Here is a 24,756-nt window from a genome sequence, read left to right as displayed (position 1 = left end):
AAGAGAGACTCACTGCCCCTGAATAGAGGCAGTGATAGGCCGGGTTACGCTTGAGCGCGTTTGCGTTCCACTTCGGCTTCTGGCGCAGCAGTGCGTTCTTTATGCAGCGTGAAGTTAAAGTCGATCGAAGAGAAAGGTTTGTTGAGTTGCTTGCTGTCCAACTGATCCGGTGCAGAAATCTTGTTCACCTGCGGCACCAGCCCTTCACGGCTGGCGAAGGCGAAGTCATCCCACAGGTACTCGTCACCGTCGATGTTGATCTGCGTGGTCAGTTTGCGGTAACCATCGGCATAGACGAAGAAGTGGATGTGCGCCGGGCGGCGGCCATGGCGGCCCAACAGGTTCAGCAACTGCTGGGTGGAGCCTTCCGGTGGGCAACCGTAGCCAGACGGCACGATGCTGCGGAACTGATAGTTACCCTGGCTGTCGGTCACAATGGTGCGGCGCAGGTGGAACGCGGGCTGGCTCTTGTCGAAGAACGAATAGTTGCCCATCAGGTTAGCGTGCCAGACTTCAACGGTGGCACCCGGCAGCGGTTTGCCGTTAGCGTCCATTACCGTGCCCTGCATAAACAGCACTTCGCCTTTGGCACTTTCTGTGCCGTCATCCAGGCGGGCAAACCCTTGGCAGACCGGCGCACCGGCCACGTACAGCGGCCCTTCGATGGTGCGCGGCGTACCGCCGGTTAGACCTGCTCTGGCTTCGGCTTCGTCGGCGCGGATATCAATGAAACGCTCCAGCCCCAGCCCGGCGGCCAGCAGCCCCATTTCGTGGCTAGCACCGGTTTCTGCCAGATATTCCAGCCCTTTCCAGATTTCACTCGGCTGAAGATCCAGATCTTCAATCGCTTTAAACAGATCGCCTAATAAACGCACGGTAACCTGCTGAACGCGTGGGTTAACTTCGCCTTTGGCGGTGTCAACAATAAAGCTGTTGACCAGGGTGTCGATGTCGTTATGAGTCATGTCATTGCTCCGTATTCATATTGGCAGTAAACAATTACTGGGCCGAGGGGGTACAGTCCTGCGGCTATTTTTGGTTTTAACGGCTTTCTTTTTTATTCTCCCTGTGGGTATTCACCCGGCAGGGAACAGCGACATAAACATTGGCAGATGATGCAACCAGCGGCCTGACTCAGCGATCGTCCTCCCTGATAGAGGAAGGATGACGGCACAATGGCATCACCTGAATCTTCATGTAAGGGAACAGCGGCAGTTGCGACAGCAGTTGATGCAGCTCATCAATACTGCTGACGTCAAACAGGCTGATGTTGGAATACTGCCCTGCAATGCGCCACAGATGGCGCCATTGGCCGCTGGCCTGTAGCGCCTGCGACTGAGCTTTCTCGGTGGCCTTCAGTGCGGCAGCCTCAGCTTCCGGCATTGAGGCGGGTAAATTGACGTCCATTCTTACGTGAAACAACATAGCGATCGGTCCTTAAGCGTGATGTTCTGTCAGCAACGGCGCAGGGTGGCGACTTTGTCGCGGTCGATCTCAATCCCCAGCCCCGGCCCGGTGGGTACCTGCAACATAAAATCGCGATAAACCAAGGGTTCGGTCAGAATGTCTTCGGTCAGCAGCAGCGGGCCGAACAGTTCGGTACCCTGGCTGAGATCGCTGAAGGTGGAAAACACCTGAGCAGAAGCCGCAGTGCCGATCGCCCCTTCCAACATGGTGCCGCCATACAGGCCGATCCCCGCCAGCGTGGCGATATCGGCCACCTGCCGCGCCTGGGTCAGGCCGCCGGACTGGCTGATTTTCACCGAGAACACATCAGCACCGGCATGGGTAGCCAGATCGAAGGCGTCCAATGGCCCTTTCAGCACTTCGTCCGCCATAATCGGCACGGTAAAACGCCTGGCGAGCCGAGCCAGACCGGCGCGGTTTTCTGCACGGATCGGCTGTTCGATCAGATCGATCCCGCCCGCTTCCAGTGCGGCGATGCCGCGTTCCGCATCCAGTTCGCTCCAGGCCTGGTTGACGTCGACGCGCACGCTGACGTCATCCCCCAACGCCCGCTTGATGGCCAACACGTGTGCCACATCGGCATCGACCGCCCGCAGGCCAATCTTGAGCTTGAAAATACGGTGGCGGCGCAGCTCCAGCATCTTTTCTGCTTCCGCAATATCTTTCTGCGTATCGCCGCTGGCCAGCGTCCAGGCTACCGGCAGCGCGTCACGCACGCGGCCACCCAGCAGTTCACTCAGCGGGATATTCAGCCGCCGCGCCTGCGCATCCAGCAGCGCCGTCTCCAGCGCGCATTTGGCAAAACGGTTGCCCTGGATCGACTTACGCAGCCTGGCCATGGCCGGTGCCACCTGGCTGGCTTCCATGCCGATCAGCAACGGTGCCAGATAGGTATCAATATTCACCTTCACGCTTTCCGGGCTCTCTTCGCCGTAGCTCAGGCCACCGATGGTGGTCGCTTCGCCCCAGCCTTCGATCCCGTCGTCACACAGCACACGCACCAGCACTAGGGTTTGCACATTCACCGTGGCCACCGACAGGCGGTGGGGGCGGATTGCCGGAACATCCAGCAGCAGAGTTTCAATAGCTTTAATCATATTTTTCCGGTATCAAACTTGGCAGGTTCAGGTTGTATATAACCCTATATCCAACATATGCTGGCCGTCTAACACCGATTTGGCATCGTCTTCATACCTTAAAGGTATAGCTATGGAACTGCGTCATTTACGTTATTTTGTCGCCGTCGCGGAAGAACAGAACTTCAGCCGCGCGGCAGAACGGCTGCACATCAGCCAGCCACCGCTCAGCCGGCAAATTCAGCAACTGGAAGAAGATCTGGGTGTGTTACTGTTTGAACGCGGCTCTCGCCCGCTCAAGCTGACCGAAGCGGGCCGTTTCTTCTACGGACATGCGCTGCAATTTCTCGCCCAAAGCGTCGAACTGAAGTCGATGACCCAGCGCGTTGGGCAGTTGGAACGTTCGCTGTCGATTGGCTTTGTCGCCTCAACGCTGTACGGGATCATGCCACGGCTGATCCGCCGCTTTCGCACGCAATACCCGCAAGTCGCAATGAGCCTGCGAGAGATGACCACCATGGAGCAGATCCAGGCGCTGAAAGAGGGCAGAATCGATGTGGGTTTTGGCCGCATCCGCTACGAAGATGCCAACGTGCGCCGTATTATCCTGCGCGATGAAACCTTGATGGCAGCGTTAGCGGCCGATCATCCGTTGGCGAACGCACCTGAACTGACGCTGCGCCACCTGCAAGCTGAGACCCTGATCGTTTATCCGCAAACTCCACGGCCAAGCTTTGCCGACCAGGTGCTGGCAACCTTTCGCGATCGCGCGCTTGAACCGCGCAAAATCATGGAGGTGCGCGAGCTTCAGGTGGCTTTAGGGCTGGTGGCCGCAGGCGAAGGCGTCACGCTGGTGCCTCATTGCCTGCACAGCCTGAAGCGCCAGGATGTGATCTATAAAGCGTTAAATGAGCAGTATCTGGTTTCGCCGATCATCATGAGCACCCGCTTGCTGGATGAGTCAGAAGATATCAAGACGCTGCTGCAAATGATCTACGGCCTGTATGAAGAAGAAGGCATCAGCTACATCAAGCCCTGAGGTGAGCTACAGCAACAGTGCCAGCTCCATTGCCGCACGCTGCAACTGGGGCAAGACTCTTTCACGCAGTTCTGAAGCCGGGACCTGCGAGGCATTGACCCCCACGTTCATCGCCGCGACCACCCCACCTTTGCGCGAATACATCGGCACCGCGATAGAACGCAGGCCGATCTCCAGTTGCTGATCGTTGATCGCATAACCCTGGCGGCGTACCTGCTCCAGTTCGGCACGGAGCGCCTCGGCACTGGCGACGGTAAAACCGGTCAGCGGTTCGATCGCCACCCGCGACAGGTACTCTTCCAGTTGTGGCTCATTCAACGCGCTGAGCAACACCATCCCCATCGACGTGGCATAGGCTGGCAGGCGGCTGCCACGCCCCAGATCGATAGTCATGATGCGTTTTACCGAAGCGCGGGCGATATACAGAATATTGTCACCGTCCAACGTTGCTACCGAGCAGGACTCGTTCAGCAGCTTGCTCAGGTAATCCAGCGAGTTCTGCGCCGCTTTCGCCAGCTCCGAAGAAGAAAGATAGGCATGGCCTAGAGTTAGCACGCGGGGTAACAGGCGATAATGACGGCCATCCGGGCAATGCACAAACCCCAGCGCATTCAGCGTATACAGGCAGCGGCGCACCGCAGCGCGTGGAATGCCGGTGATCTGGCTGATTTCAGACACCGACATCTCCGAGTATTGCGGTTTGAACGCCTGCAATACTTCCAGCCCTCTGGCCAACGAGGCCATAAAGTTTGGATCACCCTTGTATTGGTCGTTGGCCAATTCGCTGATTTCCTGTAGCCGCTGCAACTCTTCGGTAGCAAACTCCGGTTTATCATTCATCATTGACTCCAATTTTCCATACGAATCAGAACACTATACGCCGAGCCGCCAGAAACAGCGTGATGGACGGCGGCAAATGCCAAATTATCTACCTGCGTCACAAAATTAACATCAAAATAACAAAAGCACCGATAATCGCACAACATGCTGATAATCGCACTTGCCGGTCGATTTTTCATCCCCTAAGTTAAAGCAAGCCAAACATCTTGGCACCCTAATCAACCGCATACTCAGGAGAAGAAATGATCAACAAAAGCATGCCTTCCACCGACGCCGCCGTGGCCGATATTCATGATGGCGCTACCCTGATGGTGGGGGGCTTTGGCCCGGCAGGCCAACCTTATGCCCTGCTGGATGCGCTGATCCGCCGCCGCCCGCGCGAACTGACGCTGATCAGCAACAACGCGGGCAACGGTGATTTCGGCCTGGCAGCGCTGCTGAAGGCCGGTTGCGTGCGCAAGGTGATTTGTTCATTCCCGCGCCAGTCAGACTCATGGGTGTTTGACGATCTCTACCGCCGTGGCGAACTGGAGCTGGAACTGATCCCACAGGGCAACCTGGCCGCACGCATACAAGCCGGGGGTTCTGGGCTCGGTGGGATCTATACTCCGACGGGGTATGGCACCCTGCTGGCTGCCAATAAAGAAACCCGCGAGATCGATGGCCGCCAGTACGTGTTCGAACTGCCGCTGAAGGCCGACTTCGCGCTGATCAAGGCCGAACGCGCCGATCGCTGGGGCAACCTGGTGTACAACAAAACCGGGCGCAACTTCGGCCCGATCATGGCGATGGCCGCCACCTGTACCATCGCCGAGGTTAATCAGCAGGTTTCACTGGGTGAACTGGATCCAGAAACCGTGATTACCCCAGGGATCTTCGTGCAGCGCTTGGTTATCTCTCCCGCTAACAGCCAGCAGCTTTCAGCTTAAGGAATAGTTATGTCAAAACTCACTCATGCGCAGTTGGCCGAGCGGATTGCGCGCGATATCCCAGAAGGGGCCTACGTGAACTTGGGGATCGGCATTCCGACCCAGATCGCCAACTACCTGCCCGCCGACAAAGAGATCTTCCTGCACAGCGAGAACGGTATTCTCGGCATGGGCCCGGCACCGGCCGCTGGTGAAGAAGATCCTGAGCTGATCAACGCGGGTAAACAGGCGGTTACCCTGTTGCCCGGCGGCTGCTTTTTTCACCACGGTGACTCTTTCGCCATGATGCGCGGCGGGCACCTGGATATCTGTGTATTGGGGGCCTATCAGGTCTCGGAACGTGGCGATCTGGCCAACTGGAGCACCGGCGCACCGGGTGCTATTCCGGCGGTAGGTGGCGCGATGGATTTAGCCATCGGCGCACGTCAGGTATTTGTGATGACCGAACACCTGACCAAGAAAGGCGAGTGTAAGATCGTCAAAGAGTGCACTTATCCTCTGACCGGAATCGGCTGTATTGAACGTATCTACAGCGATCAGGCGGTGATCGACGTTACGCCGCAAGGTTTGGTGGTGCGTGAAATCTTTGGTGGCCTGACGCCGCAGCAACTACAGGAAATCACCCCGGTCGAACTGACTTTTGCCCTTCAGCATGGAGAGAAACAGCATGAATCCAGCGTATCTGTGTGATGCCGTCCGTACCCCATTCGGCAAGCTTAACGGCAGCTTAGCCACTATTCGCGCCGACGATCTGGCCGCCCTGCCGCTGAAGGCACTGAAACAGCGCCACCCCACGCTGGATTGGCACGCGCTGGACGATGTGCTGCTGGGCTGTGCCAATCAGGCTGGTGAGGACAACCGCAACGTGGCGCGTATGGCGCTGCTGCTGGCGGGCCTGCCGACGTCGGTGCCCGGCTGCACCGTTAATCGCCTGTGCGGCTCCAGCCTGGATGCCGTGGCGATGGCCGCACGCGCGATCAAAACTGGGGAAAGCGATCTGCTGATCGCCGGTGGCGTAGAGAGCATGTCGCGTGCGCCGTTTGTAATGGGCAAAGCGGAAAGCGCCTTCAGCCGCAGCATGCAACTGGAAGACACCACCATGGGCTGGCGCTTTATCAATCCGCAGATGAAAGCGCTGTACGGTGTGGAATCCATGCCGCAGACTGCGGAAAACGTCGCGCTGAAGTTTGGCATCAACCGCCACGATCAGGACGCTTTTGCCCTACGCAGCCAGCAGCGCACCGCCGCCGCGCAGGAGAGTGGATTCTTCGCCAGTCAGTTGACCGAAGTCAGCATCCCACAAAAGAAAGGTGAGCCACTGCTGTTTACTCAGGACGAGCATCCCAGAGCCACCACGCTCCAGGCGTTAGAAAAACTGAAACCGGTGGTCAACCCACAGGGAACCGTCACCGCGGGCAACGCTTCCGGCCTTAATGACGGCGCTTGCGCCCTGCTGTTAGCCAGCGAACGCGGCGTGCAACAACATGGGCTGCAACCCATGGCGCGCATCGTCGCCAGTGCCGTAACCGGTATTGAACCCAGCATTATGGGCTTTGGCCCGGTACAAGCGGTGCGTAAAGTGTTGAACCTCGCCGGGTTAAAGTTGGATCAGATGGATGTATTCGAACTTAACGAAGCCTTTGCCGCACAGGCGCTGGCGGTGACGCGCGAACTGGGGCTGGCAGACGACGCGCCGCAGGTGAACCCGAACGGCGGTGCTATTGCCCTCGGCCATCCTTTAGGGGCTTCTGGCGGCAGGCTGGTGATGAATGCGGCCTGGCAACTGCAAAAAACCGGCGGCCGTTATGGCTTATGCGCCATGTGCATCGGCGTCGGCCAAGGCATTGCCCTGATTATCGAGAGGGTATGAAATGAATATCGACTATCGCCTGGATGGCCCAAGCACAGCACCCTTGTTGGTGCTGTCTAACTCGCTGGGCACCACGTTTGAACTGTGGCAACCGCAAATGGCGGCGTTGACCCAACAGTTCCGCGTGCTGCGCTATAACCAGCGCGGGCACGGTGCTACGCCGCTGCCCGCGGTTCCGTTAATGCTTGAGATTTTGGGCCAGGACGTGATCGCCCTGCTCGATACGCTGGATGTGGAACGCGCCTATTTCTGCGGTATTTCGATGGGCGGGCTGACCGGCCTGTGGCTCAACCGTTACCACCCGCAGCGTTTCCATAAGCTGGCGGTGGCCAACACCGCCGCGCGGATCGGCAATGCGGAGGGTTGGCAGCAGCGCGCACAACAGGTGCAGCAAGATGGGCTGGCACCTATCGCCGCAGCCTCTCCCGCCCGTTGGTTTACCGAGGATTTCCAGCGCGAACAACCGCAACGGGTCGCCAGCTTGGTAAAAACCTTGGCACAGGGAAATGCGGCAGGCTACGCCGCCTGCTGCCAAGCGTTAGCGCAGGCCGATCTACGGGCTGAAGTGCCGCGCATGGCCACCCCAATGCTGGTGATTGCCGGGGAGCACGATCCGGTCACTACCGTGGCAGACGCCCAATGGCTGGTTGCCAACGCCCCCGATGCGCAGCTGGCAACTTTGCCCGCTTCACACATCTCCAACGTGGCTTGCCCGGCGCTGTTCAACCAGCAGGTGACCGACTTTTTTACTGCCTAGGTTGCGCCTCGGAAACACTGTGGTCATACCGGGCAGAAAACAAGCCCGGTATTTGAAGTTGCAGGCCAATAGCGCTGCAACTTCAAACTATGGCATCGCCTTGAGCTGATATTTTCTCAGCACAATGGCACCTTCAGCAGGATAGATACTGTCATCGTTAGCAACGATTTTCCCCGCTGGTAATGTCGTTTGATCAACAGCAATGCGGTTATCGCTATAGGCAGCTAAATTGCTTACCACCGCACATCCTTGACTGTTGGTGGTCAAACCAATCTGATTAATGATGCCAATGCCGGGCGTTTGCTCAATGCAGGCAATGCCAAAGGTATCCCCCACTCGTTGCCCCAGGGTCACGCCTTGAGAGTGCAGAACCACGCTGCCTGTTTGGTTGTAAGTTACCCTCTCTCGATCGGGAGCCTGCGTGTAACGTAACGTTGTATCACCCGCGCTGTACTGGTAGTTGGCGAAAGCCGAGGTCTGATGATATTGCTCATCAACGCTGCCGCTGTAACTGAAGCTTGAATCGCGCAGCACCGAACCAGAGACCATCAACGATTTGCTGATCTTGCCGTTGTTGGAATTCAGCCCAGGCTGTAGCCTGATATTGTTATTTTCAAAAATGCTGAGCGGAATACCTACGCTGAAATTAATGATCCGATCTTCACTGTAGTTACTGCTCTTCATATAGGTCATAAATGCCGAATAGCTGATGCTCTTGTGCAAGACCGTGAGGCCAGTATTGAGCATAGTGGTTCTCTGCCCAGTGCGATCCCAACTGTTCGAAAGGGAACTGAATAGCGAACCTTGTTGCAAATTATACTGCAAACTGGCTTCCAACTGATATTTACGATTGGCATACATCTCTGACATAAAGGGATATTCAGGATCTTCCGCTTGCGTATCGACGAACTCAGTGAGCGAAAGATATTTACTGTTTGGGTAATAAGTGGCCTGAATATTCGTAGTCAGTTGCCCGCCCAGCATCCCTACGGCATAACGCGTTTTAATCGCATCGCCGTATTTGTTCTCCTCACTGTGGGTTCGGTAGCGTACCCCTTTATAATCTACAGAGAACAGCCCGGCCTTGCGTAAATTAAGCCCTACCCCTAACGCACTGGCAAAATAGTTATTGCCATAGATATAGCCGCCATAAGCAGAGACTGTTTTGTTAACCCCATAAACGCTGGTCAATTGTGAATAAGGTTTGCTTGCTGCAGTATCCCAAACCTCAGGCCGTGTTTGCCCGACAAAAAAGTCATATTTGATATTACCCGCCGCCGTGGTGGTAGGTAACACCAATAATGGAATTGTCGTCACCGTGACTGTGCCATCGGATTCACGCACCATCAGCATCAATGCATTTTCAGAGTCGGCCACTTCAACATCTTTAAAGCTGAAAGTTCCGGGTTTCACACGTTTCCGCAGTAAAATGCGATCGCCTTGCTGAATAGTGACTTCGGCAGAAGTACGCGCCACGCCCTGAATATTGCCCATCACCGGGCGCTTACCTGTTGGCAACAGGCGATCGTCGCTATAAATAGCCACTCCTGTACGTGAATTGCTGCTAAAGATATCACTACTGCCATTACCATCACCCAGTTTCAGAACCGATCTTGCTGACAAAAGATTGCGACTCATAGAGAGAGAATCATTAAGCCAACCCCGTTCTCCATTTTGCTGACTGTAGTGACCGCTGTGTCGCAACATCCAGCCACTTAGGTTTGCCCCTGAGTCGAGCTGGTAATTCTCGCTGATGCGATTTTGATTATTGCTCTGCTCCTGTGACCGGTCGAGTTCATAGTTGATAAATGCAGCATCAATGCCTTGATCAATTTCATTATGTTGATGTTCCTCCTGAATTTTTCGGATCACCACCAAATTTAACTGACTGAATTGATCAATGCTAAACCCTGCGTCACTCAATTCGGTGAATGTGGTACAACTACGGTCCTTGGCAACCAGGTTTTTCAGGCCGGTAATGTTTTGCAGCGCGGTGTTGGCAATACAACCATCACCTTCGAGCGTGGTGAGAGTCGTTTTCCCCTGAGGCTCCAGCTCAAAGATCAGATTAACAATTTGTGAGGGAGTTGCAGATGCTGGGAGACTACAGAATACGAGCGTGATAAGTAAAGCCTTCACCCTAAATCCCTTTTTAATGCACGAAACCACCTTTTCGCCATCTGCCTAAATATTATTGACTGGCAAGGTAATAAAAGAGAACGAAGCTCCGCTAGGCTCTTCGTTCTCTGGCAATTAAATCACACCAAAGGTTTATTTAATGTAAGGTTTAATAATGGCAAGCTTGCTGGTACGAGTCTGGTTGATCTGGATAATTTTTTTATTATCTTGATCAAGCGTGTAATAACTACTCCACAACTTCATCCCTGTATTATCAAATCCTTTATCGAGATAAGGTTGAACTTTTTTCATCAGAACAGCCAACTCTTTCTCGTTAGATTGAATTGACGCATTATCGATAACCATTGCTTTTTCTGCTGCATTAACCGACATGGTACAGGTACCGCCGGGTACAACCAATACGTCTTTATTCTTTGCCGACACTGAAGCAGATGTCAGCGTATTAACGCAACTATTCAGGTTACTATCAGCCCACTCATAGCCACCCACGGCTGTTTTGGCCGCCGCGTTCATAGCAAAACCAGCAGCAATCAACGTCAATACTAATTTGAGTTTCATATCACACTATTCCATGTAGTTTAAATAAAAAACAGAGAAAACTCTCCGATCTGACAACCAATGACAGATTTTATAATAATAAAAGACTAATTTGCGTATATTAAAACATTAACTTTACGTGTCAATATACGATTTTAATTTATATTGCTAACTAATTTTTATATTGTATAGATCTACTCTATAACGCCGAATAGCCACACCAAAAAAATGATTAATCATTGCATCACCACTTAAGAAAACAGCTTAGGATTAATCTATAATTTGATGTATTAAATAAACAAACAACATTATTTCACTCTAAGATTCGAATTATTCCTACCATAAGCCAAGAAACTTCCTTTACTACACGAATGGGCTCTTTTTCCCAATATATATTCCTGGTCAATAACATGAATGCGATTTTCCTGAATATTCTCTGCGCCCCTTAGCTGAAAACCCGTCGATACTAAAAGACGATGTTGATAAAAACCTCTGAAAAATACAATAATAACAATTAGTTGAAACTTTAAGATTAAAAAATAACCATTTTTTGGTTTATTTTTGCGCTGTTTTTGTGTAGAGTCTCCCCATTCACAGGTTCCCTAACGGGAGTTAGCCCTACAAACAGCTACTTAACTTCAGATGTAACCATGCTAAAGATTTTTACTCCGTTGATTTTTGTTTTGACCTCGTTATTCACTTTCTCTGCCGCAGCAAGTACCAGCACCAAGTCGGATTTTTTTAATTCATCGTTTGCTCGTGAAAGCAACCCTGCAAAATCAGGGCATAACGACACGCAACGACTTAAAAAAATCCTGACTCATTATGATGAATGGGAAGGCGTAAGCTACAAGTTCGGCGGCAACTCACGCAAAGGGATTGATTGCTCTGCCTATATGCAGCGCATTTTTGCCGATGAGTTTTCACTCAGCTTGCCAAGAAGCTCGCACGAGCAGAGCAAGTTAGGTTCACACGTTGCCAAAGACGATCTTGCTACTGGTGATTTAGTGTTTTTTAAAACCTCTGCGCGCGAACGCCATGTTGGCGTGTACATCGGGGACGGCAAGTTCCTTCATGCCTCCACCAAAGTGGGCGTTACGGTTTCAGAATTAGATAATCAGTACTGGAAGACAAAATACGTTCAGGCACGGCGCCTCAATCATGCCGAAGCCTGAGTTCACTCTGCCGCCGGTTAAACCGGCGGCAGATAGTGGTTACGCTTTCTTGCGGTTACGGCGCATATCAATGGCGACTGCGGCCACAATGATGATGCCTTTGATGATGTCCTGAATGTAGGAATCCACGCCGATAAAGGTGAAACCGCTTTTGATCAGGCCAAGGATCACCGCCCCAATCAGGGTGCCGGTAATACGCCCCACGCCGCCCATCAGGCTGCTGCCACCAATCACCGCCGCCGCGATGGCATCCAGCTCATAAGAAACCCCCATGCTTGACTGCCCGCTGCTGACGCGTGCCGCCAGCACCACGCCAGCCAACCCCGCCAACCCACCCGCAATGGTATAGACCGTCACTAGGTATTTATTGACGTTGATGCCCGAAACTCTGGCCGACGTCATATTGCCGCCGATGGCATAAACATATTTACCGTAGCGGGTATGCTTCAGCGCAATATGGAAGATCACCGCGATCACCAGGAAAATAATCACCGGCATGGCACCCTGACCGATCGCTGTGAAACCATCAGACAGAAAACTGACCGGGTTACCCTTGGTGTAATACTGCGCCAGACCACGTGCCGACACCATCATCCCCAGCGTGGCGATAAACGGCGGAATGCCGGTGCGAGTGATCAGGAAACCGTTGATAAAACCACAGAGAATGCCGACGCCGATCCCGGCACCAATCGGGATAGCGGCAGGCAGATCGAGCAAAGCAGGATACATCGGGGAAATACTGTCTGAGGTTTGCGCCAGGCTGGCTGCTACCACCGCCGTCAGGGCAATCAGCGAGCCGGAAGACAGATCGATACCGGTAGTAATAATGACCTGGGTCACGCCCACCGCAATAATACCGATGATCGCCACCTGCAACACAATCAGCAGCAACCGGTTGGGGTTCATCAGAAAGGATTGGTCGCGTACGGTCCAACCAAGAATTTCGAAAATCAGCGCAATACCGATCATCACGACGAAAATGCCGGTGTCTTTCGGCATCTTGCCGCTCAAACCGGAAAGCAAAGTGGTTTTATGCGGCGGTGCCGCCGTGAACGTTTTTTCCAGATTTGCGTTACTCATTGTGGTCCACCTTTAGGTTATTCCGAGGCCAGCGCCATGATTTTTTCCTGATCGGCTTCGTCTTTATCCAAAATCCCGGTGATTCGCCCAGCGTGCATCACCATGACACGATCGCTCATGCCAAGAATTTCCGGCAACTCCGACGAAACCAAAATAATGGCTACGCCACGGTTCGCCAGTTCACTGATCAGCCGATATATTTCTGCCTTTGCCCCCACATCAATACCGCGCGTGGGCTCATCGAGGATCAATATTTTCGGCTGTGCCAACAGCCAGCGGGCAATTAATACCTTCTGCTGATTACCGCCGCTGAGATTATTAATAATCTGATCCATGGTCGGGGTTTTAATATTGAGTTTCTTAATCTGGTCCATACAGTCTTGCGCCATTTGCACGTGGCTGACAAAACCGTTTTTCCCAATATATTCGGAGAGGTTGACAATACTCATGTTCTCGACCACTGACAGCACCAGAAACAACCCGGACTTTTTGCGATCCTCAGTGAGAAAAGCCAGCCCCTGTTCGATGGCTTTTGACGGCGAATCTATTTTCACCGGCTGGCCTTCAATCAAGATTTGGCCTGCCTCTGCCGGGTGCATACCGAACAGGCTTTCCATCACTTCGCTGCGGCCTGCCCCCACCAGCCCGGCAACGCCCAGAATCTCACCGCGTTTGAGGTTAAAAGAGATATCCTGGAACCACCCGGCACGGCGCAAGCCTTCAACGCGCAGCACCTCTTCGCCGATGTTGTTATTGAATTTGGGGAACATTTGGGTTAATTCGCGGCCGACCATCATGGTGATCAGCGATTGCTTGGTCAGGTTTTCGGTTTTATCGCTGGTGATAAAGGTGCCGTCACGAAAGATGCTGACTTCATCGGTAATCGCAAAGATTTCATCCATCTTGTGACTGATGTAAATAATCCCTTTGCCCTGCTCTCGCAGTTCACGAATAATCGCAAACAGATGTACCACTTCACCTTCGGTTAATGCCGAGGTCGGTTCATCCATAATCAATACGTCGGCGTTATAAGAAACCGCTTTGGCAATTTCCACCATCTGCTGGCTGGCAATGCTCAAATCACCCACCATGGTTTCCGGCGCTAACTTAATATTCAGCCGCAGCAGCAGTTCGCGGGTTTTTTGATTAAGCTCGCCGTGATTCACAAAACCCCATCGGGCGGGCTCGCGCCCCAGCCAAATATTTTCTGCCACCGTCATATGCGGCACTAAATTGAGTTCCTGATGGATCATCGAAATCCCCGAGTGCAGCGCCTCCAGCGTATCGCTGAAAGTGATCGGCTGGCCTTTGATTTTGATAATGCCAGCGTCAGGACGATAAATACCAATCAGGCATTTCATCAGCGTCGATTTACCGGCACCGTTTTCACCCATTAATGCATGCACGCTGCCCGGTTTGATTTTAATGGAAACGTTATCCAACGCTTTAACACCGGGGAACTGTTTACTGATGCCCTCAGCCTCAAGTACATAGGGATGCATACCGCTTACCTCCGCCTTTATACCCAACACATCCGTACCTGATTTACCACTGCAATCAGGTACGAAGGGAAAATTCAGGAGCTAACCTTTATTTGTTGTTTTTACCAGCAAATTGCTGATAGTTGGCTTCGGTAATCAGTTGATAAGGGATCATCACGCTGCTTTCGACCTTTTCGCCTTTCACCAATTGGATGGCGGTTTGTACCGCGCCCTCACCCTGGCCTTTGGCATCCTGGAAGATGCTGAGGCTGAGATCGCCTTTCTTGATAAACTCCAGCGCATCCGGTGTGCCATCTATGCCGGCCACCAATACGCCGCTTTTTTTCGCCTGTTTCAGCGCCAGAATGGCTCCAATCGCCATTTCATCGTTGTTGGAAGCAATGGCATCAATCTGCTGACCGGAAAGGATCCAATCCGTGGTCACGTCCACCGCCTCTTTACGGAAGAACTTGGCCGTCTGTTTATCGACGATATGAATGCCTGGATATTGTGCTACCACTTCCTCAACGCCGCGAGTCCGATCGCGGGTGGCTTCGCTGGAAAGCTCCCCCAGCAGGATCATCACATTGCCTTTGCCGTTCATCAACTTGGCCAGTTCTTCCATTTGCAACTTTCCGGCCAGCTTGGAATCTGATCCCACATAGGCCATACCGGCAGGCAATGCGGCTTCGGGGCGTCGGTTAATAAACACCAACGGGATTTTGGCGTTTTCCGCCAGCTTGATCATCGGTTTCACCCCTTGGGTATCCACCGGGGTGAGGATGATGGCATCCACACCCTGGCTGACAAAGTTCTCCACCTGCTGGATCTGTTGAGCGATATCCCCTTTGGCATCTTCAAACTGGCCGCTGACGTTACCGGTTTCTTTCATTTTGCTTTGCATTGCCTGGCGCAAAATGGTGAGGAAGTTGTCATCAAAATGCGCCATCGATACGCCGATTTTAATGTCTTTAGCAAACACGCTGACTGGCAACATACACATCAACACCGAGGTGACGATCAATTTCTTCAGCTTCATGTTCTGTACCCTTTAATCGTTAGAATGAGAGGCCTGCTGATTTAGCAGTCAATGAAAAATATTTTTTACATTCAAACAACAATCTACCCGTACTTCTCTTTTTTAAACGGTAAATCACTGCATTTATCACCGTGAAAAGGAGGAGTTCGAACGCTTAGATGACACATAAAAATAGATTAAAAACAATATATTGAAGTTTAATCCCCGATCTAGCCTTAGTGCCCAACACGAAAATCAAATATTTATTTCATAATTTAGATTATTGAAATTTTTTAACCCAAACAAGCGAAACATGCATTTTGGTATCGGCGGGTAACAAAAACATGACATGGATCTAACAAATGACGACAAACGCATCCTATTCCCTGCGATCGCTTGATAGGTGCCGCCTGCTTCTTGCGTTAAATATGCGAACCTGAGCGCAATTAACGCATCCCACCTGTCGTAATCGCCACCGCTCGGTAATACTGAAATAACCACAGCATCAGGAGTATTGGCATGCAATTGAGCAGTAAAGTACGGATGAACCGCCTGTTTAATCAGGGAAAATGTCTGGATGTGGCGATCGACCACGGCATTGCTAACGAGCCTGATTTCTTGATTGGGCTGGAAGATATTGAACAAGTGATGCACAACCTGATTGCGGCCCAACCGGACGCCATTCAGGTCAACTATGGCCAGGCCGATCTGCTGCAGAGCATCCCTTTGCGTAACAAACCGGCGCTGGTGATGCGCACCGACATTGGCAACGCCTATAACGCCGCACGCCACCGTGAAATGTGGGCGGTGTTGCACAACCCGGAAGCACCCATTCTGGCCGCATTGCAGATGGACGCCGCCGCCGTGGTGGTGAATCTGTACATGATCCCCAATGAGCCCGGCATTTTCCGCCAGTGCGTAGAGAATATCGGCCGCCTGCGCCACGCCTGCGAGCGCTACGCCATGCCGCTGATGATCGAACCGCTGGTGATGGCCCCTGCGGGCTTGGGGGCTGCCTACAGTTCACTGGGGGATATCGAGAAAATGGTGCCGCTGGTCCGGTTGGCGCGGGAGTTGGGGGCGGATATCATCAAAGCCGATCCCACCGAGCGAGTGCAAGATTTCCACCGCATTGTGGAGGCGGCGCGCTGCCCAACGCTGGTACGCGGCGGTGGCAAAGGGGAATTGAGCGCGGTGCTGGAAAAATCCGCCACACTGATGGCCCAAGGTGCCAGCGGGATGGTGTATGGCCGCAATGTTTATCAGCACAGCAATCCGTCACGGGTGGTCAGCGCACTGATGGCGATCGTCCATCAAGGTGCCAGCGGCAAGCAGGCATTGGAGATTTATCGGCAGGGTTGATGCATTGAATGGGTGTGCGCAGAATTTCACTGACGTACACCTTCTTCTTATGGCCGGGTAAGTGCCAGTTTAAGACAACACGTTAGCGTACTCTTACCTTTTTAGGGGATATGATGAGCATTAAAGACCGTTTGTTACAACTAAATATTGAGTTACCGCAACCTTGGACTTTACCTCCAGGGATAAAGATTCCAGCGGTGTTTGTACGTGTACATAACCAACGCGTTCTCGTATCTGGTCACGTACCGATTGATCAACAGGGCCAAATTATTGGGCCATTTGGTAAGGTAGGTGATGCTATTTCACTTGAAGAAGCACAAACGGCAGCACATTTAACCATGCTGTCTATATTTGCCAGCCTTCAAAGAGAATTAGGCAACTTGGATCGTATTGCCGCTTGGGTCAGGGTCTCTGGCATGGTGAATTCCTCACAAAACTTTGTAGATTTTCCGAAAGTAATCAACCCTGCATCTCAACTCATTGAGGATGTTTTTGGAACGGAGATAGGTTCTCATTCTCGAATTGCTATTGGTGTCGCAGGTCTCCCATGGAATGTCCCAGTAGAGATTGAAGCGGAGCTGGAATTATTGTGATCTAACTTTGGAAATAATCCGCTAATCAGTTTAAAACATTAATTACCTCATTCCCTACTGGATAAAATAAAAAATGCACACTGTCAACTAATAGAGAATCAATGCTACACAGACAACAAAAAGCCCACAATAACTGGGCTTGGATACAGTGATTGAGATAGCAGGATCTATAACCTTTAATCAGCCCATCCTGTCTTGGTTTCGAGAGGTGACTCAACGATGGTGTACTTCTCAACCACGTCACCATTAAAAGTAATAGTAAGATCTTTTTGGGTGCCCTTCATCCCGTTATGGAATAAACCATAGAATGGGATGTAGGACTCCCCAGTGACCGTAGCTTCAACGTATTCATATATCCAGATTTCATTCTTGCTATCGGTAAAACTAACGTTATCCGGAGTACCCAGCATTCCTTTGATTTCAGTCTTCGTTGTTACACCCTCTTTAATCTTACTTTTTATGCTCGTTTGGGTTTCTTTATGTAGGTTTTCGTTACCAGCTGAAGATACGCAACCAGTCAGTAGCGATGCTAGCAGTACAGCGGCAAAAATCTTTTTCATTTCATCCCTTCCCATAGACAAGTAACAACTCATTACATGGTAGCAGAGCACAGAAGCAGGGCAATGAACATTCGCACCCTTTTCCCATTATCTCTTTCCAGCGCCGAACGTCATCTTCCATTACCTGGTCGTACTCTTCGCGGATGAGGAGTATACCGAATGCCCACACTGCAGATGCTCTGTGATGCAATAAAAGCCCTGGATTATGCCGAGGATCTTGTTTATTGATTTACTTGCGTGCCATCAAAAATGGATTGATATTGAACTTACCAACAAGAAAGGAAACTCTCATGACTAAAGCATCATTCATAAGGGGCTGGTTCATGTTTACAACCCTCTATACCTGCACCACTCTAGGTAATCAAATAGGTGACAACTACTTAGATGGTGCCAAGTGGCCTTGGTTCATCGGCGTTGTGCTCATGAGCACTATCATTTGGATTACCAGCCCAAAATTAAAAGAACTGAAGTAACCATGACAGACCGTGCTCGTTGAGTGCCATCTGTCATGGTGGTCATATTGGGAATACAAGAAAAAACCTGATTTCAGCCAATTCTTATTGACCGACTTGATTTAAATTGAAACTGGTATAAATTTATGTCGCGGGCTCAACAATGTGCTTAACATCGTTGCCGGTGGTTGCACCAAGCTCGCATACTCATTTCCCTGCATTATCCCGCTGCCACTTAATCAACCCATCGATACGAGAGGCACATACATCCAGTTCCCCCTGCCTCACCTGCAACGGCATAACTGCATCACCAAGCGTTTGCTGGTAAATGTCGTTTGCTCACATTGTTGGAACAGCACAGCTGGCAGTCACTTGCGCGTAGTGGGCCTAATAAGCGGCGAATAACGCAGCAATGTGTGCGAATGGCCCTGGCCCGAAAAGGCCCCCCAACGTTGGGTTACAAAAGCAACAACAATTTCTTTAAGATACAAGCAAAATAATTATCGGTGAACAGAATGAAACAAGCGAAAAGGTTTGGCCAATCATGCGTGATGACCTGGTGTAGGCAAGGAGTATTCGGGATCCTGGGGCTGGTACTGAGTACGGCATCTGTTTATGGGCAACAGGATCTTCTCCCCGTAAAATATCAGCCTGTAGTGCACTCTTTTATCGATGCGGCAAAAAATAAGGATCATCAGGCCATTGTCAACCGGATCGCCTACCCTTTAAAGCGAGAATATCCTCTTGCGGCAATCAGCGGGCCACAGGAGATGCTTGCACGCTTTGATGAGGTATTTGATAGCACCCTTCTCGACACCATTGCACAATCTCGTGCCGAACAAGATTGGCAGGCGATGGGATGGCGCGGCATTATGTTGGGTAGCGGTAAGATATGGATGGATTACGATGGTAATATTATTGCCGTCAATTATCAGGCAGCGCTTGAAGCCAAGCTAGCCAGCGAACTGATCGCCAAACAAAAAAATGCCCTGCACCCAAGCCTGAAAGAGTATCAACGTCCCGTGCTGATGTGGCAGACCGAAAAATTTACTATTCGCATCGATCAGTTGAACAATGGCAAGTATCGCTATGCCTCTTGGGCCAAGGGAAATTCGATCGGTGATAAACCAGATCTGGTGCTGAAAAATGGCGAGGTAAAATTCGATGGCAGTGGTGGCAATCACACATTTCAATTTCAAAGCGGCCCTTACCAATATGAATGCCAGGTGACGGTGGTAGGCACCAGTGATAGTCCGCCGGGTGTGCTGATGGTTTATAAAAATGGGGCATTAGTCGTGGATCAGCCAGTGCTCAAAGTACAATAGTCTTAATGCGGCAGAGCCCTTATTTGCACCAGCCCTAATTTTAGGGGGTGTCCCTTAACTGTCAGGGTGACCAGGCAAGCTCTGCTGATAGTTTTGCTTGCGCATTGCGCACCAGCCTCAGAAGGTTGCTATGTAATGCTAATAAAAAACTGCCCGTAGACGGTCGCATGAGCCAGAAATCACCTGATTATCCTTTTCCACAAAAATACCACCCGCCATCTTTAAATTGAGGTGTGACAGTGAGCTCATGAACATTATTTTTTAATTTTAATGCCTCGCAATTTCTGATGTTCGCCTTACAATAATCCATCTCACTTTTAGATGAAAACATCCTTAACTCGCCATAATCAGTGACTAACGGACACAGGCCAGTGTGAGAAACAGCCTAAAACAGGTTGCTTACAAAAATTATATACTTACTCATTAAATAGCCAAGGTTACTGTTATGGCGTAAAACATTTATCTGCCATGAAATCAAGAAGTTTAACCTCATTAATCAATAGACTTTCAGGAGCCTTTTGTAGAATATTTTCTTTGCTGTCACTTCTTATAAAGAATAGGGTAGAACCTGAAAAGTAGAATGGTGTGATAAGGTAAATAAAAACTCCCTCGTTGTACAAACCTATATACTTAGTGCCAAAAATTGTGTTTTTCTCAGCAATGACGGCATATTTCTTTGCAAGCACAGAACTGCCCAAGCCGAAAGAGTCTTTTCTGAATTTCAGTTGCAATGCAACCAAATTCTTACTTTCATCAAATAGTACTAAAACTTTGTCGAGATCTTCAGGGACGATATCCTTACGCACATCGTCGTTCAGGTTAGGAGTTAATAGGTAAATATTACCCTTCAGAACTTTATTAAAACCTACTTTTACTGATCTAGGATGTATTTTTTTAAACGCATCCTCTGTTGTTTCGCCAAACTTTATCGTAATTGTGCCTGTCTTGGCCGCACCTGCATCAGGACAAAATAGACAACTTAACAATGAGAACAAAAGTAGGCTTAGAATGAATTTGGTACCCACAATCGCTCCCCCCATGAAGACTTTAATTGGCCTTGAAATTATTAAATAAAAAACAATCATATAGCAATGTTTTTTTGCGGGATTTTTAACGCCTGTGTTACCAACGCATAAAATTAGATTTTCACAGTATCATACTGCACTCTTTCATTAGGCATGGGGATAAAGGGGGAAGGAAAGAAAGTTTCTGACCGCTGCCCCTCCCGATGTTTAACCCTAAAAAACATCACGAAGCCGGTACGGGGCAGCGTTAACTGCTATATAGTGGCGATTTTGGGGATTTCAACAGCCGATATCGCTATTTACCACTTGAAGTGGTTAATGAGCGTTTTATGAACTCCAACTTTGCTGTTTGTCGCCTGAGTTCTAAAATCCGTAACACATTATAAACCTCTTCCTTGGCGATCCCCTCCCCTAAAAGCATGGTGAGATCATCAAGAAATAGTGTGGCTTCTTCTTTGCTAATGTCACGTCCTTGTACTTATCGTAGCTAAACAATCACATTCAACCCCGATGCTTTTATCATTCAGTCGCTACAGGGCGAAAATCCAGTAAGGCATTTTTAAAAGCACTATAAACAGCTTGTGAAGGGGGTTTAGGAAAGCTCGTATTTGTTGTTGCTTTTATAGCTGCGCGACAAAGTGCAGGATCTCCATCTACAGCCTGAACATCCAAAAGCATCCCATCCGGAGCTAGCTTGATTCTTAAATCGCATTGCTTACCAGCATATGAATTGGCATCGTAAAAATTGCTTTGAATAGCGGTTTGGATCTGCGTAACGTACTTACTAATCTCCTCGTCAGGCTGCGGGGGTGTTTTGCCGTTGAGGGGGAGAAAAAGATCATCGACACCATCTCCCGATAGCCGGGTTTTAATCGCAGAATCTGTCTTCACACACCCTGCTAACAACGATGTGGCAATTACTAATGCCAATGTTAGCAAGCCTTTTTCAAATCCTAGATAGCCCCTCTTCATGCCCTGTTCCTTATGGAGTATTTGCAGCAAAGAATAATAAACTAACAGAAAAAGATTCAAGAGGTTAGAGCGATTTTTTGATATTTAATGAGTTTTGCCTGTTTCGGCCAACAGCGAACTACATTGAGAAGGGAAAGGAATTTGCGATGAAATTACTGGGGCATAAATCGGTGAAAATGACGGACAAGTATCTCGATACGAGGGGGAAGGAGTACGTAATGTTGTAAAAGACCGAATATCAAAATTCGTGGAAATTTCGTGTATTTTCGTGGAATTTATTTTTTATCCTTATAAATCAGTGACATAAAAAAAGACCGAATACGATTCCTATATTCGGTCTAGGGAAATGGCTCTTGGGAGAGAGCCGTGCGCTAAAAGTTGGCATTTGTGCAGGGCTTACTCAGCCATGCACTTTAAGAGTAGCTGAACATGCTACTTTTGCCAGCCAGCCGCACGGTAAGTGATAATTTCATGTAGAAATTAATTACGTAAATTTCACTCACTTCGTCAACCCTTTCATAACCCGTTGGTAGATAAGCGCTTAGTCAGCACAGAGCTTTTCTGCTCTTGCGTGAAAAATTTCAACGCTCATTTTCTTACCTGGGTTATTGGCATCATCCAGCAAGAGCACATCCAAAGGCTGAGCACGTTGCTGCCCTGCTTTCACTTGGGCCTGCGCCGCATCATTCAGCGGATACTGCATCAGGGTGCTGTTGTTGAGCACAAACAGCGCATTGCCCTTGCGGCATTGCAGCGTCACTTCCTCTTTGGTAAACGCCCACTGGTTTCCGTATTCCAGCTTAGTGACGTTAACCAGTTTATCCGCCGCCAATGTGCCGGTCGCCATCGCCAGCAGTGCGATGCCAAGAATTACAGATTTCATGATATTGCCTTATGTTGCGATTTGATTCGATTTTCCCGCAAGTCAGGGGCTCCCGGCAAGCTGCATTGTCATACCGGCGCATAGGTTGCAAACAAACTGACCAACAACAGGACTGCGGCCCCCAACACCACTTCACACCAGCAGGCCATGACTAACCCACGTTGTGCCAGCGTGGACGTGCTATGCATCGTTGGCACGATAACGTAACGGTTGACCAGCGCCACCAAAACCATCAGAGCCACCAACGCGATTTTAAGCAATAACAGACGCTGATAGGCCGAATCAACGTTCAACGGCCAATGACCAAGGATCATCAGGCTATTAACGATGCCGGTGAGGATCACCAGCGCTACGGCCACATGGCCCCAGCGGGAAAAGCGGATTAGCGTCGCCAGCGCATCGCTGCGCCACTGTGGCTGTGACAGGTAACGCAGGCAAACCAGCAGCGGTAACAAACAACCAAACCAATAGCTCGCTGCCAGCAGATGCAACGCATGGTTAAAACGGTGCGCAAGGCCCAGAGCACCATCGTGCATCGCGGCATGACCGATAAACGCCATACTGATTAGCAACAAGACCGAGCATCCGGTGAGCACATTGGCACGTTTAGGATCGGGCAAACGCAGCGCCAGTAAAGCCAACAACGCCACCGCCAAATGCCAGCGCCAGGCTTCACCAAACGTAGTACCTAGCACCACCCACCAGATTGCCAACTGCCAGGTATCGCCCCAACCTTCCCCCATTAGCCCAGCCTGTACCGCCAGCATCAACAGCGCGGTAAGCGCAGCGAACCAGGTCGATACCAGCAACAGCGGATGTAAATCGCGGGTAATGAGCGGAGAGAAACGCTGCGGCGACAGTAAGGCGGTGAACAGGCTGATGCCAAACATCAGCATCACCGCCGCAAAGTGCGCAAAGCGACACAGAGTAAAAAGAGTCGCCAGAGTCATCGGTCAGTTTACGGTAAAGCTGTATTGGCCTTTGGTTTTGTGGCCATCGACTGAAACGACATGCCAGCTGACGTTATATTTCCCCGCCGTCAGCTCCGTTTCAATCGGCACGTTGATCTGCGTGCTGTTATTCGGCTCCAGGCTCAATTTGCCGGTTTTCACTACCTTTTGCTCAGGGCCGGTTACTTTCACACCGCTGAAGCTTGGTTCGATACCTTCAGAGAAATTCAGCGTCAGCATTTTCGGAGCCGAACTGACAGTGGTATCTGCCGCAGGAGTCTGCACTTTAAGGTGGGCATGCGCCAGAGCCTGCTGGGAGGAAAGCCCGACAAACAGCACGAAAATGGTAGAAAGCAGGCGATAGGATGAACGAATTTTAGCGATCACAGAGGAATCCCTTTTATCATAATGAAGGTGATAAGAGGCGGGCCGTTAACCGGAGCGATGTTTCCGCAGCCTCACCCCACCACAATGATTGCGCTGCGGTTTTAGCAACGTATCGCGTTGAATCATAACGGTGGTGAATCAGCAAGTCGAGTACATCACTGGTATTTTGCTGTTTAGCAGCACGTATCGCTGAAAAACCATGATAAACACAGGGTATAAAAAACCGCGTGCTGTGAAGAACAGAACACGCGGTTTTTCAAAAAACTATCCTCAAGCCTGGCCGTTGCCGCCTGCGGAGGCTGGACCCATTTTCTTCAAATCTTTATCCACGAAGAACAGTGCCTTACCGCTGTTGCCCACCAGCGCCAACTTATCCAGCACGGATTTGAACAGTTTTTCTTCTTCGTGCTGCTCAGCAACATACCACTGTAGGAAGTGGAAAGTAGAGTAATCGCGGGTGGTCATTGCTACATGCGCCAACTCATTGATTTCACGAGTAATCAGCTGCTCATGCTCATAAGTTTGTTGGAAAACGTCAGCCAGCGATTCAAATTCTACCGGTGGTGCCGCAATACTGCCTAACAAAGGTAATGCGCCAGTGTCGCTCAGGTAATCAAACAGACGTTGCATGTGCTGCATCTCTTCCTGAGAATGCTCTTTCAGGAACCCGGCTGCGCCCTCAAAGCCTTTATCACTACACCAGGCGCTCATCTGCAGGTACAGATTTGCAGAATATAATTCCAGATTAAGTTGTTCATTCAGCTTTTTTATCATTTCTTGCGCTAGCATGATGATTCCTTTTATTTTTCGAGAAGATAAAATTGATTCGCCTGCATTAT

General features: G+C 50.5%; 26 protein-coding genes. 10 read left to right on the top strand and 16 right to left on the bottom strand.

The features are described 5' to 3' along the window. Positions 1–44: 44 nt before the first annotated feature. From catA to ACX1CU_RS09990, 3 genes are all read right to left on the bottom strand, one after another. On the bottom strand, positions 45–965 hold the full coding sequence (gene catA / locus ACX1CU_RS10000) for a catechol 1,2-dioxygenase (RefSeq protein WP_459402404.1): 921 nt from the start codon (positions 963–965) through the stop codon (positions 45–47). A gap of 169 nt (positions 966–1,134) precedes the next feature. After that, positions 1,135–1,425, bottom strand: coding sequence for a muconolactone Delta-isomerase (gene catC / locus ACX1CU_RS09995; RefSeq protein ID WP_076941261.1), 291 nt, complete (start codon positions 1,423–1,425; stop codon positions 1,135–1,137). A 29-nt stretch (positions 1,426–1,454) separates the two neighbouring features. Further along, positions 1,455–2,564 (bottom strand): muconate/chloromuconate family cycloisomerase, encoded by a 1,110-nt coding sequence (locus tag ACX1CU_RS09990; RefSeq protein ID WP_459402403.1) that lies wholly within the window; start codon positions 2,562–2,564, stop codon positions 1,455–1,457. A gap of 112 nt (positions 2,565–2,676) precedes the next feature. On the opposite strand from ACX1CU_RS09990, the gene ACX1CU_RS09985 reads away from it, so the two are divergent. Next, entirely contained in the window at positions 2,677–3,582 is a 906-nt protein-coding gene (locus ACX1CU_RS09985; protein WP_459402402.1) for a LysR family transcriptional regulator, read from the top strand. Positions 3,583–3,588: 6 nt separating this feature from the next. Here the strand turns inward: ACX1CU_RS09985 and ACX1CU_RS09980 are convergent, their stop codons facing one another. After that, positions 3,589–4,422 carry an IclR family transcriptional regulator domain-containing protein gene (locus ACX1CU_RS09980; protein ID WP_459402770.1) on the bottom strand — a complete coding sequence of 278 codons (834 nt, stop codon included), beginning with the start codon at positions 4,420–4,422 and terminating at the stop codon, positions 3,589–3,591. Positions 4,423–4,664: 242 nt separating this feature from the next. Between ACX1CU_RS09980 and ACX1CU_RS09975 the strand changes: the two genes are divergently transcribed. From ACX1CU_RS09975 to pcaD, 4 genes are read left to right on the top strand one after another with little or no spacing between them, the layout of a single operon-like run. Beyond that, on the top strand, positions 4,665–5,351 hold the full coding sequence (locus ACX1CU_RS09975) for a 3-oxoacid CoA-transferase subunit A (RefSeq protein WP_459402401.1): 687 nt from the start codon (positions 4,665–4,667) through the stop codon (positions 5,349–5,351). Between the two features lie 9 nt (positions 5,352–5,360). Further along, on the top strand, positions 5,361–6,041 hold the full coding sequence (locus tag ACX1CU_RS09970; RefSeq protein WP_459402400.1) for a 3-oxoacid CoA-transferase subunit B: 681 nt from the start codon (positions 5,361–5,363) through the stop codon (positions 6,039–6,041). Further along, positions 6,019–7,221, top strand: coding sequence for a 3-oxoadipyl-CoA thiolase (pcaF, locus tag ACX1CU_RS09965; protein WP_459402399.1), 1,203 nt, complete (start codon positions 6,019–6,021; stop codon positions 7,219–7,221). Before ACX1CU_RS09970 ends, pcaF begins: the two co-directional genes overlap by 23 nt. Before the next feature lies 1 nt (position 7,222). Next, a complete protein-coding gene (pcaD, locus tag ACX1CU_RS09960) occupies positions 7,223–7,978 on the top strand; it encodes a 3-oxoadipate enol-lactonase (RefSeq protein WP_459402398.1) in 756 nt (251 codons plus the stop codon). Between the two features lie 87 nt (positions 7,979–8,065). On the opposite strand, the gene ACX1CU_RS09955 is transcribed toward pcaD, so the two are convergent. After that, positions 8,066–10,117, bottom strand: a complete 2,052-nt coding sequence (locus ACX1CU_RS09955) for a fimbria/pilus outer membrane usher protein (RefSeq protein ID WP_459402397.1) — start codon at positions 10,115–10,117, stop codon at positions 8,066–8,068. A 132-nt stretch (positions 10,118–10,249) separates the two neighbouring features. After that, positions 10,250–10,675, bottom strand: a complete 426-nt coding sequence (locus tag ACX1CU_RS09950; RefSeq protein ID WP_459402396.1) for a hypothetical protein — start codon at positions 10,673–10,675, stop codon at positions 10,250–10,252. Between the two features lie 629 nt (positions 10,676–11,304). On the opposite strand from ACX1CU_RS09950, the gene ACX1CU_RS09945 reads away from it, so the two are divergent. Next, the gene (locus tag ACX1CU_RS09945; RefSeq protein ID WP_459402395.1) at positions 11,305–11,829 is read left to right on the top strand and encodes an NlpC/P60 family protein; all 525 of its coding nucleotides are present in this window, start codon (positions 11,305–11,307) and stop codon (positions 11,827–11,829) included. 39 nt (positions 11,830–11,868) lie between these two features. Here the strand turns inward: ACX1CU_RS09945 and ACX1CU_RS09940 are convergent, their stop codons facing one another. The 3 genes from ACX1CU_RS09940 to ACX1CU_RS09930 all read right to left on the bottom strand — a co-directional run bounded on the left by ACX1CU_RS09940 (position 11,869) and on the right by ACX1CU_RS09930 (position 15,429). After that, entirely contained in the window at positions 11,869–12,909 is a 1,041-nt protein-coding gene (locus ACX1CU_RS09940) for an ABC transporter permease (protein ID WP_459402394.1), read from the bottom strand. Positions 12,910–12,926: 17 nt separating this feature from the next. Next, complete coding sequence (locus ACX1CU_RS09935) at positions 12,927–14,411, bottom strand: sugar ABC transporter ATP-binding protein (RefSeq protein WP_459402393.1); 1,485 nt, start codon at positions 14,409–14,411, stop codon at positions 12,927–12,929. Positions 14,412–14,499: 88 nt separating this feature from the next. Further along, a complete protein-coding gene (locus ACX1CU_RS09930) occupies positions 14,500–15,429 on the bottom strand; it encodes a sugar ABC transporter substrate-binding protein (protein WP_459402392.1) in 930 nt (309 codons plus the stop codon). A 498-nt stretch (positions 15,430–15,927) separates the two neighbouring features. On the opposite strand from ACX1CU_RS09930, the gene ACX1CU_RS09925 reads away from it, so the two are divergent. Both ACX1CU_RS09925 and ACX1CU_RS09920 read left to right on the top strand, forming a co-directional pair. Beyond that, positions 15,928–16,770 carry a class I fructose-bisphosphate aldolase gene (locus ACX1CU_RS09925; RefSeq protein ID WP_459402391.1) on the top strand — a complete coding sequence of 281 codons (843 nt, stop codon included), beginning with the start codon at positions 15,928–15,930 and terminating at the stop codon, positions 16,768–16,770. A 110-nt stretch (positions 16,771–16,880) separates the two neighbouring features. Beyond that, entirely contained in the window at positions 16,881–17,363 is a 483-nt protein-coding gene (locus ACX1CU_RS09920; RefSeq protein ID WP_459402390.1) for a RidA family protein, read from the top strand. Between the two features lie 176 nt (positions 17,364–17,539). Here the strand turns inward: ACX1CU_RS09920 and ACX1CU_RS09915 are convergent, their stop codons facing one another. Then, a complete protein-coding gene (locus ACX1CU_RS09915; protein ID WP_459402389.1) occupies positions 17,540–17,923 on the bottom strand; it encodes a hypothetical protein in 384 nt (127 codons plus the stop codon). 290 nt (positions 17,924–18,213) lie between these two features. Here ACX1CU_RS09915 and ACX1CU_RS09910 point away from each other — a divergent pair, with 290 nt between their 5' ends. Together ACX1CU_RS09910 and ACX1CU_RS09905 are read left to right on the top strand one after the other, a co-directional pair. Continuing rightward, on the top strand, positions 18,214–18,396 hold the full coding sequence (locus ACX1CU_RS09910) for a hypothetical protein (RefSeq protein WP_459402388.1): 183 nt from the start codon (positions 18,214–18,216) through the stop codon (positions 18,394–18,396). A gap of 494 nt (positions 18,397–18,890) precedes the next feature. Beyond that, complete coding sequence (locus tag ACX1CU_RS09905) at positions 18,891–19,700, top strand: hypothetical protein (RefSeq protein WP_459402387.1); 810 nt, start codon at positions 18,891–18,893, stop codon at positions 19,698–19,700. Positions 19,701–20,143: 443 nt separating this feature from the next. Here the strand turns inward: ACX1CU_RS09905 and ACX1CU_RS09900 are convergent, their stop codons facing one another. The 6 genes from ACX1CU_RS09900 to ftnA form a co-directional block, all read right to left on the bottom strand. Next, positions 20,144–20,725, bottom strand: coding sequence for a hypothetical protein (locus ACX1CU_RS09900; protein WP_459402386.1), 582 nt, complete (start codon positions 20,723–20,725; stop codon positions 20,144–20,146). A gap of 519 nt (positions 20,726–21,244) precedes the next feature. Next, positions 21,245–21,697, bottom strand: coding sequence for a cell envelope integrity protein TolA (tolA, locus tag ACX1CU_RS09895; protein ID WP_459402385.1), 453 nt, complete (start codon positions 21,695–21,697; stop codon positions 21,245–21,247). A 541-nt stretch (positions 21,698–22,238) separates the two neighbouring features. Further along, positions 22,239–22,580 (bottom strand): YebY family protein, encoded by a 342-nt coding sequence (locus ACX1CU_RS09890; RefSeq protein ID WP_459402384.1) that lies wholly within the window; start codon positions 22,578–22,580, stop codon positions 22,239–22,241. Between the two features lie 68 nt (positions 22,581–22,648). Beyond that, on the bottom strand, positions 22,649–23,530 hold the full coding sequence (copD, locus tag ACX1CU_RS09885) for a copper homeostasis membrane protein CopD (RefSeq protein ID WP_459402383.1): 882 nt from the start codon (positions 23,528–23,530) through the stop codon (positions 22,649–22,651). Positions 23,531–23,533: 3 nt separating this feature from the next. Beyond that, complete coding sequence (gene yobA, locus ACX1CU_RS09880) at positions 23,534–23,917, bottom strand: CopC domain-containing protein YobA (protein WP_459402382.1); 384 nt, start codon at positions 23,915–23,917, stop codon at positions 23,534–23,536. A 270-nt stretch (positions 23,918–24,187) separates the two neighbouring features. Next, a complete protein-coding gene (gene ftnA, locus ACX1CU_RS09875; protein WP_459402381.1) occupies positions 24,188–24,706 on the bottom strand; it encodes a non-heme ferritin in 519 nt (172 codons plus the stop codon). Between the last annotated feature and the right edge of the window lie 50 nt (positions 24,707–24,756).

This window comes from Serratia sp. D1N4, assembly GCF_054552755.1.
This window is presented reverse-complemented; position numbering and strand designations above follow the sequence as displayed.

Coding starts and splice junctions, on each gene's coding strand:
- ACX1CU_RS09910 (WP_459402388.1), top strand. CDS start 18,214: ATGACTAAAGCATCATTCATAAGGGGCTGGTTCATGTTTACAACCCTC.
- ACX1CU_RS09990 (WP_459402403.1), bottom strand. CDS start 2,564: ATGATTAAAGCTATTGAAACTCTGCTGCTGGATGTTCCGGCAATCCGC.
- pcaF (WP_459402399.1), top strand. CDS start 6,019: ATGAATCCAGCGTATCTGTGTGATGCCGTCCGTACCCCATTCGGCAAG.
- ACX1CU_RS09925 (WP_459402391.1), top strand. CDS start 15,928: ATGCAATTGAGCAGTAAAGTACGGATGAACCGCCTGTTTAATCAGGGA.
- ACX1CU_RS09905 (WP_459402387.1), top strand. CDS start 18,891: ATGAAACAAGCGAAAAGGTTTGGCCAATCATGCGTGATGACCTGGTGT.
- ACX1CU_RS09980 (WP_459402770.1), bottom strand. CDS start 4,422: ATGAATGATAAACCGGAGTTTGCTACCGAAGAGTTGCAGCGGCTACAG.
- catA (WP_459402404.1), bottom strand. CDS start 965: ATGACTCATAACGACATCGACACCCTGGTCAACAGCTTTATTGTTGAC.
- ACX1CU_RS09920 (WP_459402390.1), top strand. CDS start 16,881: ATGATGAGCATTAAAGACCGTTTGTTACAACTAAATATTGAGTTACCG.
- tolA (WP_459402385.1), bottom strand. CDS start 21,697: ATGAAGAGGGGCTATCTAGGATTTGAAAAAGGCTTGCTAACATTGGCA.
- ACX1CU_RS09930 (WP_459402392.1), bottom strand. CDS start 15,429: ATGAAGCTGAAGAAATTGATCGTCACCTCGGTGTTGATGTGTATGTTG.
- ACX1CU_RS09890 (WP_459402384.1), bottom strand. CDS start 22,580: ATGAAATCTGTAATTCTTGGCATCGCACTGCTGGCGATGGCGACCGGC.
- ACX1CU_RS09970 (WP_459402400.1), top strand. CDS start 5,361: ATGTCAAAACTCACTCATGCGCAGTTGGCCGAGCGGATTGCGCGCGAT.
- ACX1CU_RS09950 (WP_459402396.1), bottom strand. CDS start 10,675: ATGAAACTCAAATTAGTATTGACGTTGATTGCTGCTGGTTTTGCTATG.
- ACX1CU_RS09945 (WP_459402395.1), top strand. CDS start 11,305: ATGCTAAAGATTTTTACTCCGTTGATTTTTGTTTTGACCTCGTTATTC.
- ACX1CU_RS09940 (WP_459402394.1), bottom strand. CDS start 12,909: ATGAGTAACGCAAATCTGGAAAAAACGTTCACGGCGGCACCGCCGCAT.
- pcaD (WP_459402398.1), top strand. CDS start 7,223: ATGAATATCGACTATCGCCTGGATGGCCCAAGCACAGCACCCTTGTTG.
- ACX1CU_RS09985 (WP_459402402.1), top strand. CDS start 2,677: ATGGAACTGCGTCATTTACGTTATTTTGTCGCCGTCGCGGAAGAACAG.
- ACX1CU_RS09915 (WP_459402389.1), bottom strand. CDS start 17,923: ATGAAAAAGATTTTTGCCGCTGTACTGCTAGCATCGCTACTGACTGGT.
- copD (WP_459402383.1), bottom strand. CDS start 23,530: ATGACTCTGGCGACTCTTTTTACTCTGTGTCGCTTTGCGCACTTTGCG.
- ACX1CU_RS09975 (WP_459402401.1), top strand. CDS start 4,665: ATGATCAACAAAAGCATGCCTTCCACCGACGCCGCCGTGGCCGATATT.
- ACX1CU_RS09935 (WP_459402393.1), bottom strand. CDS start 14,411: ATGCATCCCTATGTACTTGAGGCTGAGGGCATCAGTAAACAGTTCCCC.
- catC (WP_076941261.1), bottom strand. CDS start 1,425: ATGTTGTTTCACGTAAGAATGGACGTCAATTTACCCGCCTCAATGCCG.
- ftnA (WP_459402381.1), bottom strand. CDS start 24,706: ATGCTAGCGCAAGAAATGATAAAAAAGCTGAATGAACAACTTAATCTG.